At 51.2% G+C, this 1156-nt stretch carries 1 rRNA gene (cut by a window edge); it reads left to right on the plus strand.

Annotation, left to right across the window (positions count from 1 at the left end):
- Positions 1–1156 (plus strand): 23S ribosomal RNA (locus tag O0879_RS28500) (its annotated part continues 1450 nt past the right edge of the window); the annotation flags it as partial.

A 1156-nucleotide genomic window follows, 5' to 3' on the forward strand; every position in this document is an offset into this window, starting at 1 on the left:
GGGTGATAGCCCCGTATGTGAAATCGGACCGGTGGTACTAAGCGTACGACAAGTAGGGCGGGACACGTGACATCCTGTCTGAATATGGGGGGACCATCCTCCAAGGCTAAATACTCGTAATCGACCGATAGTGAACCAGTACCGTGAGGGAAAGGCGAAAAGAACCCCGGAAGGGGAGTGAAATAGATCCTGAAACCGTGTGCATACAAACAGTAGGAGCGGACTTGTTCCGTGACTGCGTACCTTTTGTATAATGGGTCAGCGACTTACATTCAGTGGCAAGGTTAACCGAATAGGGAAGCCGTAGAGAAATCGAGTCCGAATAGGGCGATCAGTCGCTGGGTGTAGACCCGAAACCAAGTGATCTACTCATGGCCAGGATGAAGGTGCGGTAACACGCCCTGGAGGTCCGAACCCACTAATGTTGAAAAATTAGGGGATGAGCTGTGGGTAGGGGTGAAAGGCTAAACAAACTTGGAAATAGCTGGTTCTCTCCGAAAACTATTTAGGTAGTGCCTCAAGTATCACCATCGGGGGTAGAGCACTGTTATGGCTAGGGGGTCATTGCGACTTACCAAACCATTGCAAACTCCGAATACCGATGAGTGCGAGCTTGGGAGACAGACGTCGGGTGCTAACGTCCGGCGTCAAGAGGGAAACAACCCAGACCGCCAGCTAAGGTCCCAAAGATTGGCTAAGTGGAAAACGAAGTGGGAAGGCTAAAACAGTCAGGATGTTGGCTTAGAAGCAGCCATCATTTAAAGAAAGCGTAATAGCTCACTGATCGAGTCGTCCTGCGCGGAAGATGTAACGGGGCTAAGCCAGTCACCGAAGCTGCGGATATCCTTTATTGGATATGGTAGGAGAGCGTTCTGTAAGCCTGCGAAGGTGTCTTGTAAAGGATGCTGGAGGTATCAGAAGTGCGAATGCTGACATGAGTAGCGATAATGGGGGTGAAAAGCCTCCACGCCGTAAGCCCAAGGTTTCCTGTTCAACGTTCATCGGAGCAGGGTGAGTCGGCCCCTAAGGCGAGGCAGAGATGCGTAGCTGATGGGAAGCAGGTTAATATTCCTGCACCGTCGTATGATGCGATGGGGGGACGGATCGCGGAAGGTTGTCCAACTGTTGGAATAGTTGGTTTTTGGCTCATAGAAGG

The sequence above is a fragment of the Janthinobacterium sp. SUN120 genome (assembly GCF_030397735.1).
Classification (GTDB): domain Bacteria; phylum Pseudomonadota; class Gammaproteobacteria; order Burkholderiales; family Burkholderiaceae_D; genus Janthinobacterium; species Janthinobacterium kumbetense.